Source organism: Pseudomonas sp. R151218B TE3479, assembly GCF_053629195.1.
In genome coordinates this window covers 444,204-458,028 of the sequence record NZ_JBRJHV010000001.1, presented here as the reverse complement: position 1 = coordinate 458,028, position 13,825 = coordinate 444,204, and the positions used below count along the sequence as shown (strand labels likewise).

At 62.4% G+C, this 13,825-nt stretch carries 11 protein-coding genes; 2 read left to right on the top strand and 9 right to left on the bottom strand.

What is annotated here, in order from left to right; all coding sequences use genetic code 11:
• Positions 1–90 precede the first annotated feature (90 nt).
• The 4 genes from AB7M32_RS02150 to AB7M32_RS02135 all read right to left on the bottom strand — a co-directional run bounded on the left by AB7M32_RS02150 (position 91) and on the right by AB7M32_RS02135 (position 4,444).
• Positions 91–1,065: a FecR domain-containing protein gene (locus AB7M32_RS02150; protein WP_454248954.1), complete on the bottom strand. Its 975-nt coding sequence runs from the start codon at positions 1,063–1,065 to the stop codon at positions 91–93.
• The gene (locus tag AB7M32_RS02145) at positions 1,062–1,580 is read right to left on the bottom strand and encodes an RNA polymerase sigma factor (protein WP_072405804.1); all 519 of its coding nucleotides are present in this window, start codon (positions 1,578–1,580) and stop codon (positions 1,062–1,064) included. Before AB7M32_RS02145 ends, AB7M32_RS02150 begins: the two co-directional genes overlap by 4 nt.
• Positions 1,581–1,805: 225 nt before the next feature.
• Positions 1,806–2,513, bottom strand: a complete 708-nt coding sequence (locus AB7M32_RS02140) for a 3'-5' exonuclease (protein WP_072405803.1) — start codon at positions 2,511–2,513, stop codon at positions 1,806–1,808.
• The gene (locus AB7M32_RS02135) at positions 2,510–4,444 is read right to left on the bottom strand and encodes a putative nucleotidyltransferase substrate binding domain-containing protein (RefSeq protein WP_454252086.1); all 1,935 of its coding nucleotides are present in this window, start codon (positions 4,442–4,444) and stop codon (positions 2,510–2,512) included. Before AB7M32_RS02135 ends, AB7M32_RS02140 begins: the two co-directional genes overlap by 4 nt.
• A gap of 259 nt (positions 4,445–4,703) precedes the next feature.
• Here AB7M32_RS02135 and AB7M32_RS02130 point away from each other — a divergent pair, with 259 nt between their 5' ends.
• The gene (locus AB7M32_RS02130) at positions 4,704–5,150 is read left to right on the top strand and encodes a response regulator (protein WP_092331319.1); all 447 of its coding nucleotides are present in this window, start codon (positions 4,704–4,706) and stop codon (positions 5,148–5,150) included.
• Between the two features lie 185 nt (positions 5,151–5,335).
• On the opposite strand, the gene AB7M32_RS02125 is transcribed toward AB7M32_RS02130, so the two are convergent.
• Entirely contained in the window at positions 5,336–7,513 is a 2,178-nt protein-coding gene (locus AB7M32_RS02125; protein WP_454248953.1) for a malate synthase G, read from the bottom strand.
• Positions 7,514–8,085: 572 nt separating this feature from the next.
• On the opposite strand from AB7M32_RS02125, the gene AB7M32_RS02120 reads away from it, so the two are divergent.
• On the top strand, positions 8,086–8,607 hold the full coding sequence (locus tag AB7M32_RS02120; RefSeq protein ID WP_454248952.1) for a glycine cleavage system protein R: 522 nt from the start codon (positions 8,086–8,088) through the stop codon (positions 8,605–8,607).
• A 214-nt stretch (positions 8,608–8,821) separates the two neighbouring features.
• On the opposite strand, the gene rarD is transcribed toward AB7M32_RS02120, so the two are convergent.
• The 4 genes from rarD to AB7M32_RS02100 form a co-directional block, all read right to left on the bottom strand.
• Positions 8,822–9,709, bottom strand: coding sequence for an EamA family transporter RarD (gene rarD, locus AB7M32_RS02115; RefSeq protein WP_454248951.1), 888 nt, complete (start codon positions 9,707–9,709; stop codon positions 8,822–8,824).
• A 222-nt stretch (positions 9,710–9,931) separates the two neighbouring features.
• Entirely contained in the window at positions 9,932–10,906 is a 975-nt protein-coding gene (locus AB7M32_RS02110) for a serine/threonine protein kinase (RefSeq protein WP_060740323.1), read from the bottom strand.
• A gap of 163 nt (positions 10,907–11,069) precedes the next feature.
• Positions 11,070–12,971, bottom strand: coding sequence for a PhoX family protein (locus AB7M32_RS02105; RefSeq protein ID WP_454248950.1), 1,902 nt, complete (start codon positions 12,969–12,971; stop codon positions 11,070–11,072).
• A 67-nt stretch (positions 12,972–13,038) separates the two neighbouring features.
• Positions 13,039–13,803, bottom strand: coding sequence for a TOBE domain-containing protein (locus AB7M32_RS02100; RefSeq protein ID WP_454248949.1), 765 nt, complete (start codon positions 13,801–13,803; stop codon positions 13,039–13,041).
• Positions 13,804–13,825 lie beyond the last annotated feature (22 nt).

Genomic DNA, 13,825 nt, shown 5'->3' with positions numbered 1-13,825 from the left:
CGAGCGAGCTCGCTCCCACACGAGCCGCCCACGAATCATCCTGTGGGAGCGAGCTTGCTCGCGATGAGGTCATCCCTGACACAAAGCCATTCAGGGCTTGGCTTCAGCCCGTGGCCCCACCACCACCCACCACCGCGTGTGATGCTCGACCTGCACCGGCAAGGTCGGCAACAGGGCGGTCAGGGCCAAGTCAGTGTCGTGCAACGGGAAACTGCCGGTGATGCGCAGGTCGGCCACCTGTGGCTCGACGCCCAGATAGCCGCGTCGGTAACGTCCCAACTCATGGACCAGGTCTTCAAGGCGAGCGTTGTCCACCACCAGCATGCCGCGGGTCCAGGCATCGGCGCCGGGGTTCAGGGCAACGGTCGGCCCGAGGCCGTCGCGGCGCATCAGCACCTGCTGGCCTTCGCGCAGAATCTGTTCTTTGTCGGTTGCTTGCGGATGGGCCGCCACCGCGGATTTCAACACGCTCAGGCGTGTGCCTTCGTCTTCACGCTTGACCAGGAATCGTGTACCCAACGCGCGCAGGCGGCCTTCGCGAGTCTCGACAATGAACGGGCGCGGGTCGTCGTGGCCGGTCTCCACCAGGATTTCGCCTTCCTGCAGGACGATACGGCGCTGCTTGTCATCGAAACGCACGTCCAGCGCACTGTGGGTGTTGAGGTTGATCAGCGTGCCGTCGGCCAGGCGCAAGGTGCGTTGCTCGCCTGTCGCGGTGCGCTGATCGGCCAGCCAGTAATCCAGCGGCAGGTAACGTTCGCCGGCAAACAACGCCAGGCCGATGACCGCGACAACGCTGGCCAGGCCACTGCCGATCTTGCGTATCCGTCGGCGAATGCTCACCCGCGATTGCAGCAACGCCGCCCGTGCCGGTCCGTTGGCCACGCTGAAGCGCTGGTCGAGCATGCCCAGTTGCCGCCAGGCGCGGGCGTGTTCTTCATCGGCGGCATGCCAGCGGGCGAACGCTTCATGCTCCTGGGCGCTGCTCGCGTCCAAGGACAACTGCCAGGCAATGGCGGCATCCAGCACGCTGGCCGAGACCGGTTTGGCATGGGCCTGGCTCATGTCGGTTCACCGTACAGGGCGATGTAGCACTGCCGGATGCCCTGGGCCAGGTACTGCCGTACCCGCGGCACCGAAACCCCCAGGCGCTCGGCGATTTCGGCGTGGCCGAGGCCGTCGAGGCGGTTATAGAGGAAGGCTGCACGGGCCTTGCTGGACAGTTTGCCGAGCAGGCGATCAATGGCCTTGAGGTCTTCCAGGATGATTTGCTGTTCTTCCACCGAGGGCTGCTCGGCCTCGGGGATCAGCATCAGTTCGGTGAGGTAAGCCTGCTCCAATGCCGCTCGACGGAAATAATCGAACAACAGGCCCTTGGCGATGGCCACCAGAAATGCCCGGGGTTCGCGGGGCGCCTTCAGGTCCTCGCGTCCCAGCAAGCGCACGAAAGTGTCCTGGCTCAGGTCTTCCGCTCGGTGCGCACACGCCACGTTGCGTCGCAGCCATGCCAATAGCCAAGCGCGATGGTCACGGTATAACGCACCAACCAGATCACTGTGGGGGCTAGGGACTGACGACACGGAGCATCACCGATGTTTTAAGTAACGAGAATTGTTCGCGATTGTGGCAGAGGCGGGGGCGGGAAAGCAATTGGCGCTGGTCGGGCGGTGTAGATAAGGAAATTGAGGCCGGGTTCTGTGTGGGAGCGAGCTTGCTCGCGATAGCGGCAGGTCAGTCAACTTCGATGCCGACTGACAGTGCGCCATCGCGAGCAAGCTCGCTCCCACAGTGAGTGTGTTCATCTTTCAAAGCGAAGGCGCCTGCTGCCGCCGTTTCCACTGACCCAGGCGCTGTTGCAGGTCAAGCGGACTGTGGATCTGTTGCTGGCGGGCGCGGCTGAACAGGATCAGCGCCAGCTCCGCTGTGGCCAGGGCGTCGGCGCTGGCGTTGTGGCGGTCGAAGACTTGCAGCTTGAACCAGTCGATCCATTCGTCCAGGCCGGATTTGCGCAAATGGGCTTGCGGGCAAAGCATCGGGGCCAAGTCCGCCACGTCGAGGAACGGATGCTGCAGGCGATAGCCCAGATGGTCTTTCAAGGCGCGCCCGAGCATGTGGGAATCGAACGGCGCGTGAAAGGCCAGCAGCGGGCTGTCGCCCACGAACGCCATGAACGCCAGCAGCGCCTCGGCCGGGTCGCTGCCGGCGGCGATGGCACTGGGCGCCAGGCCATGGATCAACACACTGGGGCCGAGCTTTTGCTGATTGCACTGCAAGGTACGTTCGAATTGCTGGCTGAAGTCGATGGCACCGTCTTCGATGACCACCGCGCCGATGGACAGCACCTGGTCCTTGTTCAGGTTCAACCCGGTGGTTTCCAGGTCCAGGACGACCCAGCGTTGCTCCCGCAGGTCGCCTTCGCCCAGTGGCGAGGGCGCGGGCAGGCGCTCCAGGCGCTGCTGCAGCGCGTCGGGCAATGTCGGTTGGGCCGGGCGCAGCCAGGAAAACAGGTTCACAACTGGTACCTCAGCGTCAGGCTGCTTTGCAGGCGTTGGGCCTGGCGTAGGGATTCGCGCAGGATGCGTCGGTCCAGATGGTTGAGGCTGTCGGGGTCAACGCGGTTGGAATAGGGCAGGTTCTCGCGGGTTTGCAGTTGGTGTTGCTGCATGCGGGTTTGCTGGATGAAGTGATAGGCCTCTTCATAGGCCGCGCCATCGAGCGGTTCGATCACTTCCTTGACGACCAGTTGTCGCAGGCGTTCCAGGGTATTGTTGGCTTCGATGCCGTTGGCCAGGGCCAGCAGGCGGGCGCCGTCGACGAAGGGCGTCAGGCCTTGCACTTTCAAGTCCAGGGTCGCCTTTTCGCCATTCTTGCGGCTCAGCACGAAGTCCCTGAAGCGTCCCACCGGCGGGCGATGACGCAGCGCGTTCTCGGCCATCATGCGCTGGAACAGACGATTGTCGGCCACTTGGCCGAGGATCTGCTGGCGCAACTGCTCGCAACCTTGCTCATCGCCCCAGACCACCCGCAGGTCGAAATAGATGCTCGAGCCCAGCAGGTTTTCCGGCGTCGCTTCGCGAATGAATGACGCGAAGCGCCGGGCCCATTCTGCACGGGACAGGCACAGCTCGGGGTTGCCGGCCATGATGTTGCCCTTGCACAAGGTGAAGCCGCACAGGGCCAGGCTTTGGTTGATCTGTTGAGCGATGGGCAACAGCAGGCCACGGATCTGTGCAGCATGGGCGGCGTCCCGGGCTTCGAACAAAATGCCGTTATCCTGGTCGGTGTGCAGGGTCTGCTCGCGCCGGCCCTCGCTGCCGAAACACAGCCAACTGAACGGCACACCCGGGTCGCCTTTGTCGGCCAGGGTCAGCTCGATGACGCGGCACACCGTGTGATCGTTGAGCAGGGTGATGATGTGGGTGATCTGGGTCGACGACGCGCCGTGGGCCAGCATGCGCTCCACCAGTTGGCCGATCTCGCCGCGCAGGGCCACGAGGTTTTCCACCCTGGGGGCGTTGCGGATGGTCCGGGCCAGGTGCACCAGGTCGACGCGCTGCAAGGAAAACAGATCGCGCTCCGAGACCACGCCACACAGGCGCTGGTCCTTGACCAGGCAGACGTGGGCGATGTGGCGCTCGGTCATGGCGATGGCCGCGTCGAAGGCGCTGTGGTCTGGCGAAAGGAAGAAGGGGGCTTGGGTCATGTGGCCTACGATGGCTTGGGAAAAGTCCCCGGAACCATCGGCCACCACCTGCCGCAGGTCGCGCAAAGTGAAAATCCCCACCGGCGCTTTTTGCTCATTGACCACCACGATGCTGCCGACTTGCTGCTCGTGCATCAGTTTCACGGCTTCGCGCAGCGGCGTGTCCGGGCTGCAACTGACTGGATGGCGCATCGCTAGTTCACCCAGCCGGGTATTGAGAGAGTACTGGGTGCCCAGGGTTTGCGCGGATTTCTGCTGGACCTGCTGATTGACCTGGTCGAGCAGGCTGCTGACCCCACGCAGGGCGAAATCGCGAAACGGGGCGGACAGGGCGAAGAGCTTGATGAAGGCCAGTTTGTTCAGTTGCAGGCAGAACGTGTCTTCGCCGGCCCGATGCTCGGTGCGCGTGGCCCGCTCGCCCAGCAGCGCGGCCAGAGGGAAACATTCGCCAGTAGTGATCTCGAAGGTGGTCTCGGTGCCACCCTTGGCCGAATGCGGGCGTTCGCCCACCACCCGACCCTGCTTGACGATGTAAAAGTGCTCAACCGGGCCGTCGGCCGGTTTGATGATGGTGTCGCCCGGGGCATAGAAGCGCAGCAGGCATTGCTCCACCAGATAGGCCAAGTGGGCATTTTCCATTTGGTTGAACGGCGGAAAGCGCTGGAGAAATTGCAGCGTTCCCTGGATGTTTTGCAACACCGCGGTTTTCCCTGCCTGGATGAAGGCGTCCGCTTTTTTCATAACCATTACGCAGTCTTATTCGAATTGTTGTGGTCGGATCTGTTCTCCATGGTCGGCCCCTCAGCGCGGGGTGCCCATTGGACGTAAGTCTAGGTCGCAGCCTAAGGGCCGGACTTACGGAAAACTCTTACGCCAGGCGTCAGAAAAATCTTCATTGAATGTTCTTGGAAAAAAATCCGACGAAGTGCACATTGAAGCGCCGCAGAACGATGTCTGACCACTGTGCCAGGGGATCGATTTAAAGAACGTAGAGAGCACCATGCCTGACCACGATATTTTGAGTGACGCCGAGCGCGAGGCGCTGAGTGCCGTCATGTTGGAACCTGACCTGCCGCCGCAGCGCGTCTTGATTGTTGATGACGATAAGGACGCTCGTGAGTTGTTGTCGGAGATCCTGGCATTGGACGGGATTCACTGCATGACCGCCGCCAGCGGTGAAACGGCACTCAAGATGCTGGAAACCAAGCCGTCGATCGGCCTGCTGATCACCGACCTGCGCATGGGCAATGTCGATGGCCTGGAACTGGTTCGCCTGGTGCGCGAGTCCGAGCGGGCGGCGCTGCCGATCATCATCGTGTCGGGCGATGCCGACGTGAAGGACGCCATCGAAGCCATGCACTTGAGCGTGGTGGACTTTCTGCTCAAGCCGATCGATACCGACAAGCTGCTGGGGTTGGTCAAGCATGAGTTGGGGATGGATCTTTAAGGCCGTCTGCCGCGGACTGGCGCCATTCAAATGTGGGAGCAAGCTTGCTCGCGATGGCGGCCTGACATTCAACAATTGTTATTGACTGCTACACCGCTATCGCGAGCAAGCTCGCTCCCACAGGGGCACAAAAAAAGCCCTGATCGAAAGATCAGGGCTTTTTTTGTGCCGCGTCTACCGCTCAATCACAAACCATTGGCTGCCTTGAACTCGCGACGGCGACGGTGCAGCACCGGCTCGGTGTAGCCGTTAGGTTGCTTCGTGCCTTCGATCACCAGTTCGACCGCCGCCTGGAAGGCGATGTTGCGGTCGAAGTCTGGTGCCAGCGGCCGGTACAACGGGTCGCTGGCGTTCTGGCGGTCGACCACCGACGCCATGCGCTTGAGGCTTTCCATCACTTGGTCTTGCGTGACGATGCCGTGGCGCAGCCAGTTGGCGATGTGCTGGCTGGAGATACGCAGCGTCGCACGGTCTTCCATCAGGCCGATGTCGTTGATGTCCGGCACCTTGGAGCAGCCGACGCCCTGGTCGATCCAGCGCACCACATAGCCGAGGATGCCCTGGGCATTGTTGTCCAGTTCGTTCTTGATCTGCTCCGGCGTCCAGTTCGGGTTGACGGCCAACGGGATGGTCAGGATGTCGTCCACCGAAGCGCGAGCGCGCTTGGCCAGTTCGGCCTGGCGAGCGAACACGTCGACCTTGTGGTAATGCAGCGCGTGCAGGGCGGCGGCGGTCGGCGAGGGAACCCACGCGGTGTTGGCGCCGGCCAGCGGATGAGCGATTTTCTGTTCGAGCATCGCGGCCATCAGGTCCGGCATCGCCCACATGCCCTTGCCGATTTGCGCGCGACCTTGCAGGCCGGTGCTCAAGCCGATATCGACGTTCCAGTTTTCATAGGCGCCGATCCACTTCTCGGCCTTCATATCGGCCTTGCGCACCATCGGACCGGCTTCCATGGAGGTATGGATTTCATCGCCGGTACGGTCGAGGAAGCCGGTGTTGATGAACACCACGCGCTCGCTGGCGGCCTTGATGCAGGCCTTGAGGTTGATCGTGGTACGGCGCTCCTCGTCCATGATCCCGACCTTGAGGGTGTTGCGCGGCAGGTTCAGCACGTCTTCGACGCGACCGAACAGCTCGTTGGTGAACGCGGCTTCTTCCGGGCCGTGCATCTTCGGCTTGACGATGTACACCGAGCCGGTGCGGCTGTTGCGGCGCGTGGTGTTGCCGTTGAGACTGTGGATCGCCGCCAGGCTGGTGACCAGGCCGTCGAGGATGCCTTCCGGCACTTCGTTGCCGTGCTTGTCCAGAATCGCGTCGATGGTCATCAGGTGGCCGACGTTACGCACGAACAGCAGCGAGCGGCCGTGCAGGGTCACGCCCGAGCCATCGACGGCGGTGTAGACACGGTCAGGGTTCATGGTTCGGGTAAACGTCTGGCCGCCCTTGGCGACTTCTTCCGACAGGTCGCCCTTCATCAAGCCGAGCCAGTTGCGGTAAATCACCACCTTGTCATCGGCGTCGACGGCGGCGACCGAGTCTTCGCAGTCCATGATGGTGGTCAGCGCTGCTTCCATCAGGATGTCTTTGACGCCGGCGGCATCGGTCTGGCCGACGGGAGTGCTGGCATCGATCTGGATTTCGAAGTGCAGGCCGTTGTGTTTCAGCAACACGGCAGTCGGTGCCGAGGCATCGCCCTGGAAGCCGATCAGTTGGGCATCGTCACGCAGGCCGCTGTTACTGCCGCCCTTGAGGGCGACCACCAGTTTGCCGTCGACGATCTTATACGCGGTGGAGTCGACATGGGAGCCGGCCGCCAGGGGGGCCGCTTCGTCGAGGAAGGCGCGAGCGAAGGCGATGACCTTGTCGCCGCGCACCTTGTTGTAGCCTTTGCCTTTTTCCGCGCCATCGGCTTCGCTGATGGCATCAGTGCCGTATAGCGCGTCGTACAGCGAACCCCAGCGGGCGTTCGAGGCATTGAGGGCGAAGCGGGCATTCATCACCGGCACCACCAGCTGCGGGCCGGCCATGCGGGCGATTTCGTCATCGACGTTCTGGGTCGTGGCCTGGAAATCCGCCGCTTCTGGCAGCAGATAGCCAATGTCTTGCAGGAAGGCTTTGTAAGCCACGGCGTCGTGGGCCTGGCCGGCACGAGCCTGGTGCCAGGCATCGATCCGCGCCTGGAAATCATCGCGTTTGGCGAGTAGGGCTTGGTTCTTCGGGGCCAGGTCGTGGATGACCTTGTCGGCACCGGCCCAGAACGCGTCGGCGGTGAGGCCGGTTCCGGGAATGGCTTCGTTATTCACGAAGTCGAACAGGACTTTGGCGACCTGCAGGCCACCGACTTGAACGTGTTCAGTCATTGCTTGCCTCACTCTGCTCAGCTATTTCGCTTTTCAGCTCTTCGATTTTGACAATGAAGCCTCGGGACATTTAAACCACAAACCCCGGAACCAGTACATGCCATCGCTGGCGGCTGGGTATTCAAGCCTTGCTGACGGGGCTTTTCAGGGATGCGACTGGCCTTAAGCAGACATCGGTACAACAGGGGTATCGCAATTATGTAGTGCGTGCTGCGGCATACTACATGATCGGTTGCGGTTGTGAAAATTAGACTAATTGCGTCGTTCCGCGACCGACTAAAGCAGTACAGTCACGACACGGCACAGGATGTTCTCAAAAAAACTGGGGATTGTTCCAGATAAATATTCAAACTTGTACACGATTGACGTGGGCGCACGAGTCCCTGTGGCGAGGGGATTTATCCCCGTTGGGGCGCGAAGCGGCCCTAACTCCGTCACTTCGGTGTATCAGACAGTTTGAGTTGAATGTCTTGGGGGGGGCTGCTTGGCAGCCCAACGGGGATAAATCCCCTCGCCACAGGACTTGTGCGTCCTGCCTATACTGTCCCTTCCATCAACAAGAGGACTGCGCCATGGACCACCTCGTCATCACTGTTTTCGCCCCGGACAAGCCTGGGCAGGTCGAGCGCATCGCCGAGTGCATTGCCGAACATGGCGGCAACTGGCTGGAAAGCCGCATGGCGCACCTGGCCGGGCAATTTGCCGGGATCGTGCGCTTCAGCGCCCCGGCCGAGGCCCATGAAGAATTGATCGAAGCCTTGCAGGGGCTGGCGGCCCATGGCATCCGCGTACTGATCGCTGAAAGCGCCGTTGAGGAGTCCTGCACCTGGAAACCCATCACCATGGAACTGGTGGGCAACGATCGTCCCGGCATCGTGCGGGATATCACCCGGTTGTTGAGCGAGCAGGGTGTCAATGTCGAGCGTCTGGTGACCCATGTCCGGCCGGCGCCGATGAGCAGTGAGCTGCTGTTTCATGCCGAAGCGATCCTGGGCGTGCCCTTGACCCTGTCGCTGGAGACCTTGCAGGAGCGTCTGGAAACCTTGGCCGATGAGTTGATGGTGGAACTCAAGCTCAGCGACGAAGTGCAATGAAGGTTATCCAAGGAAAAACTGCGCCTGCCTGTGGATAACCTGTAGAGACCCGGCCCCAGCCCAGACCCGCCGGGGCTCAGCGGCCAATGATCAAAAAATCACCAGATTTCAAGGGCTTGTGCACAAACGGCGGGGATCACGCTGTGGATAACCTTGGGAAGAATAAGCGCAGGCCACGGCGGACGTGGCCTGTAGAGGTTTGTGCGTTTTTTGATCAACTACGCCGGCGCATGCTGATCACCGCATCGACGCTGTACACCGCCAGCCCGGCCCAGATGAACAGGAACGCCACCAGCGTGCTGGACGACAGGTGCTCGCCGAACAGCAGCACGGCGAGCAATAGCACCAGCGTCGGTGCGATGTACTGGAGAAACCCCAGGGTGGTGTAGGGCAAATGCCGAGCCGCGGCATTGAAGCACACCAGCGGGACCAGGGTCACAGGGCCGGCTGCTACCAGCCACCAGGCTTCGGAGGTGGTCCAGAAAGCGGCCTGGGCACTGGTGGCCGTGGGATTGAACAGCAACCAGGCGATGGCGATCGGCACCAGCATCCAGGTTTCCACCACCAGCCCCGGCAAGGCCTTGACCGGCGCTTGTTTGCGGATCAGCCCATAGAAACCGAAGGTCAGCGCCAGCACCAGCGACACCCAGGGCAGGCTGCCCACTTGCCAGACCTGCTGCGCCACGCCGACGGCCGCCAGCCCCACTGCCAGCCATTGCATGCGGCGCAGGCGCTCGCCGAGGAGCAACATGCCCAGCAAGACGTTCACCAGCGGGTTGATGTAGTAACCCAGGCTGGCTTCGAGCATGCGTTCGTTGTTCACCGCCCAGACGTAGGTCAGCCAGTTGGCCGCGATCAGTGTCCCGCTCAGGGCGAGAATCGCCAGGCGCTGTGGATTGTCCCGCAGTTCGCGCCACCAGCCCGGGTGTTTCCAGACCAGCAGCAACGCCGCGCCGAACAGGGCCGACCACAGCACCCGGTGGATGATGATTTCCACTGACGGTACGCTGGCGATGGCCTTGAAGTAGATCGGGAACAGACCCCAGATGATGTAGGCACTCAGGCCCAGGATATACCCGCGACGCGGGTTGGCGGCTTGCATGCAGAATCCTTGCTTAGGCAGCTAACAAAGGTGTGATTGTAAGGAGATTTGTCAGATTGTGCTGTGAACCTTTGTGAGCGTTCTGGCCCCGGCACAGATCCCTCTGTGGGAGCGGGCTTGCTCGCGAAAGCGGTGGGTCAGTCGACATGAATATTGAATGTTCCTCCGTCTTCGCGAGCAAGCCCGCTCCCACAAAGGTGGCGCGGTGACTGCTGAAGCCAATCAGAACAACTTCAACGGCTCTTCATTGAGCGCCGCCAATTGCTCGCGCAATGCCAGCACCTGGTCGCCCCAGTAGCGTTCGCTGCCGAACCACGGGAAGCTGCGGGGGAACGCCGGGTCGTCCCAGCGCCGCGCCAGCCAGGCGCTGTAGTGCATCAGCCGCAGGGCCCGCAGCGGCTCGATCAGCGCCAACTCACGGGGGTCGAAGTCGTGGAACTCACGGTAGCCGTCCATCAGTTCCGACAATTGCCCCAGGCATTCCTGGCGATCGCCGGCGAGCATCATCCACAGGTCCTGCACCGCCGGGCCCATTCGACAGTCGTCCAGGTCGACGATGTGGAACACCTCGTCGCGGCACATCATGTTGCCGGGGTGGCAATCGCCGTGCATGCGGATGTTCTGGTGGGGCGTGGCGGCGTAGACCTCTTCGACGCGCTTGAGCAAGTCCCGGGCGACCGACTCGTAGGCCGGCAGCAGGCTGCGGGGAACGAAGCCGCTGGCCAGCACGGTGGCCAGTGAATCGTGGCCGAAATTTTTCACGCCCAGGGCTTCGCGATGCTCGAACGGCCGGGTCGCCCCGAGCGCGTGCAAGCGCCCGAGCAATTGTCCCAGGCGATAGAGTTGGTCGAGATTGCCCGGCTCCGGCGCTCGGCCACCGCGACGAGGAAACAGGGTGAAACGAAACCCGGCGTGTTCGTGCAGGCTGGCGCCGTTGTGGATCAGCGGCGCTACCACGGGCACTTCGTATTCGGCCAGTTCGAAGGTAAAGCTGTGCTCTTCCAGGATCGCTTCGTTGGTCCAGCGCTGGGGGCGATAGAACTTGGCGATCAGCGGCTCGGAATCTTCGATGCCGACCTGATAGACGCGGTTCTCGTAGCTGTTGAGGGCCAACACGCGGGCGTCGCTGAGAAAACCGATGCTTTCAACGGCATCGAGCACCAGGTCGGGCGTGAGGGTTTCGAACGGATGGGACATGCTGACTCCTGCGCAGCGGCAGGTCTGCCGCGTCCGGCACAGCATGGTAGCGCAGACAGAGGCAGATAGGTGGCGGCTGTGCTGACAGCTATCGCGAGCAAGCTCGCTCCCACAGGGATAGCGGAATCATTGTGGGAGCAAGGTTGCTCGCGATGAGGCCCTGTCAGGCGCCGATGACCCCGCCATCTTCCCGGGTAATCACCATCACCGAAGACCGCGGCTTGCCGTTGGGCAGGTGCTCCGGGAAGGTCGAACCACCGTTTTCCCCTGGATGCTGGATCCCGACGAACAAGGCTTTCTGGTCCGGGGCAAAACTGATCCCGGTCACTTCGCAGCCCACCGGTCCGACCATGAAGCGGCGGATTTCGCCACTGTTGGGGTCGGCGCAGAGCATCTGGTTGTTGCCCATGCCGGCGAAGTCCCCGGCGTTGCTGGAGTCGCCGTCGGTGAGAATCCACAGCCGGCCGGCTTTGTCGAAGCCCAGGCCGTCGGGGCTGTTGAACATGTTCTGCGGGTTGATGTTGGACGACCCGGCTTTCGGCGTGCCGGCGTGTACCGTTGGGTTGCCGGCGACCACGAACAGATCCCAGGAAAAGGTCTTGGAGGCATGATCGTCGCGGTCGGTGCGCCAGCGCAGGATCTGCCCGTAGACGTTCTTGGCCCGAGGGTTCGGCCCGTCCACCGGTTGGCCGTCTTCGCCGCGCTTGGAGTTGTTGGTCAACGTGCAATAGACCTGGCCGTCTTTCGGGCTGACCACGATCCATTCAGGACGGTCCATGCGGGTGGCACCCACGGCGCTGGCGGCCAGGCGCGCATGGATCAGCACCTCGGCCTGATCGGCGAAGCCACTGCTGGCGTCGAGGCCGTTCTTGCCGTGGGTCAGCTCGATCCACTGGCCCTTGCCTTTGGGATGGTCCGGGTTGCCGTCGCCGGCATCGAAGCGCGCCACGTACAAGGTGCCGTGGTCCAGCAAGTTGCGGTTGGCCTTGGCATTGCGATGGTTGATGCGCTCGCGGCTGACGAACTTGTAGATGAATTCACCGCGCTCATCGTCACCCATGTACACCACGGCGCGACCGTCGCTGGTTTGTGCCAGGGCGGCGTTTTCGTGTTTGAAGCGGCCCAGGGCGGTGCGTTTCACCGGCGTGGATTCTGGATCGAACGGATCGATTTCCACCACCCAGCCATGGCGATTGAGTTCGTTGGGGTTCTTCGCCAGGTCGAAACGCGGGTCGTACAGGTGCCAGTTGATCTCGCGGCTGGTGACGGTGGCGCCATAGCGCTTTTGCGCCTCATCGAACTGCAGGTCGGTCTTGCTGCTGCCGAAGCAGTCGGTGAAGTTTTCTTCGCAGGTCAGGTAGGTGCCCCACGGCGTCATGCCGTTGGCGCAGTTCTGGAAGGTGCCCAGCACTTTCTTGCCGCTCTTGTCGGCACTGGTTTTCAGCAGGTCGTGGCCGGCGGCCGGGCCACGCAGGCGCATCGGCGTGTTGCCGTGGATCCTGCGGTTGTAGCGCGACTCCTGGACGAACTGCCACTGCCCGCGACGACGCTGGACCTCGATGACCGACACCCCTTCGCTGGCCTGGGCCTTGTGCACGTCTTCGGCCGACTGCGGCTGGCCACCGTGGGGAAAGAGGTAGCGGTAGTTGGTGTATTCGTTGTTGATCGCCATCAGCGCCCGGTTCTTGTCGCCGGGGAATTCGAACAGGCTCATGCCGTCGTTGTTGTCGCCAAACTGCACTTCCTGTGCGCGGGCAGTTCCATTGCCACTGGGGTCGAACGCCGGTGCATTTTTCTGCAGCGGCTGGCCCCAACTGATCAGCACCGAAGCTTTGTAGCCCGGCGGCAGCGTGACGGTGTCGGCCGTGGCGGCGGCGATGCTGTTGAAACCCAACAGCCGGCTGTTGCCTTCGCTCACGGCGGCGGCCAGCACGCTGCGGCTCAGCAGGTTGCCGCCGAGGAACATCGCCGCGCCGCACAGGGCGCCGGCGCTGATGAAACGGCGCCGGCTCAGGCCGACGATCTTTTCCAGGTCGGTGGATTGGTTTTCTTCTAATAGGCTCATCATCAGGCTCCCTGCTGGTTTTGGCAGTCACCTTAAAGCGGGTCGATGAAGCTATTGTTGCAACGCGCTACAGCGGTGTGCCGAGCAGCACATTTGTCGCTGAAAACGTCACTTGCACCGGCGAGCCGGCTGCCAGGTTCTGCGCTTGCAACTGAAGCGGGGCGGCCAGGGCGCACAGCGTCTGGCCGTTGGGCAGGCCGATGCGCACTTCGCTGGGGCCGTCTTGGGCGGCGTCGACCTGCTCGATCATGCCGCGCAGCGTATTGATCCCGGGCTTTTGCGTTTGTTCGACTGGGTGTAATTCCAGCCAGCCGGCCTTGATCAGCGCCACGACGTCGGTGCCGACATCCAGCTCCAGGCGCAGTGTGCTGTCATGGGTGATCTGCGCTTCGATGACCAGGCCCCGGGCCAGTTCCAGGCGGATCCGGTCGTTGTGTCCCTGGGCCTCGATGCCCAGGATCTTGCCATGCAATTGATTGCGGGCACTGGTGCGCAGCATCAGGCGACTGAGCAGGCCCAGGTCCCCGGCGTCTTCGCTGGCTTCCAGCAGTTGCGCCTGTAGCGCTTGCAGGCGCTGATACAGGCGCAGCACTCGTTGGCCTTCCTCCGACAGCTTGGCGCCGCCACCGCCCTTGCCGCCGACGCTACGTTCCACCAACGGATGGTCGGCGAGGTTGTTCAGCTCATCGATCGCATCCCATGCCGCCTTGTAGCTCAGGCCCGCGCTCTTGGCGGCGCGGGTGATCGAGCCCTGTTCGGCGATGTGTTGCAACAGGGCGATGCGTTGTGGTCGCCGAACGATGTGCTGGGTCAGAAGCGTAGGCAATGACATGACGGCAAGCTGCGTGCAAAAG

Bases quoted from the DNA above. Each gene is read 5' to 3' on its own strand.
- AB7M32_RS02150 (WP_454248954.1), bottom strand. From the start codon at position 1,065: ATGAGCCAGGCCCATGCCAAACCGGTCTCGGCCAGCGTGCTGGATGCC.
- AB7M32_RS02135 (WP_454252086.1), bottom strand. From the start codon at position 4,444: ATGAAAAAAGCGGACGCCTTCATCCAGGCAGGGAAAACCGCGGTGTTG.
- AB7M32_RS02130 (WP_092331319.1), top strand. From the start codon at position 4,704: ATGCCTGACCACGATATTTTGAGTGACGCCGAGCGCGAGGCGCTGAGT.
- AB7M32_RS02125 (WP_454248953.1), bottom strand. From the start codon at position 7,513: ATGACTGAACACGTTCAAGTCGGTGGCCTGCAGGTCGCCAAAGTCCTG.
- AB7M32_RS02120 (WP_454248952.1), top strand. From the start codon at position 8,086: ATGGACCACCTCGTCATCACTGTTTTCGCCCCGGACAAGCCTGGGCAG.
- rarD (WP_454248951.1), bottom strand. From the start codon at position 9,709: ATGCAAGCCGCCAACCCGCGTCGCGGGTATATCCTGGGCCTGAGTGCC.
- AB7M32_RS02110 (WP_060740323.1), bottom strand. From the start codon at position 10,906: ATGTCCCATCCGTTCGAAACCCTCACGCCCGACCTGGTGCTCGATGCC.
- AB7M32_RS02105 (WP_454248950.1), bottom strand. From the start codon at position 12,971: ATGAGCCTATTAGAAGAAAACCAATCCACCGACCTGGAAAAGATCGTC.
- AB7M32_RS02100 (WP_454248949.1), bottom strand. From the start codon at position 13,803: ATGTCATTGCCTACGCTTCTGACCCAGCACATCGTTCGGCGACCACAA.